The sequence below is a fragment of the Acidovorax sp. SRB_24 genome (genome assembly GCF_012931925.1).
This window is the reverse complement of record NZ_MWOM01000368.1, coordinates 1-244: the sequence shown is the minus strand read 5'-3', so window position 1 is coordinate 244 and position 244 is coordinate 1. Positions and strand designations below refer to the sequence as shown.

The following is a 244-nucleotide window of genomic DNA, read 5'->3' as shown; positions in this document are numbered from 1 at the left end:
CGCGTTCTGCATGCCCATGACTTCCGCGACGCCTGTGAATTCACGGGCAAGGACCTGCTGCTGATGGGCAGCAGCTATTCCGCAGAGGACATCGGCACGCAATGCTACAAGTACGGCGCCAAGTCGGTCACCTTCAGCTACCGCAGTGCGCCCATGGGCTACGACTGGCCCGGCGTGTTCAACGAGGTGCCGCTGCTGCTGCGCGTGGAAGACCGCACCGCGCACTTTGCCGACGGCAGCCAGC

Annotated in this window: 1 pseudogene; it reads left to right on the top strand. The window is 64.3% G+C overall.

Going from position 1 to position 244, the window contains the following annotated elements:
* Positions 1-244: pseudogene (locus B2J89_RS22305) on the top strand (NAD(P)-binding domain-containing protein); the annotation flags it as partial.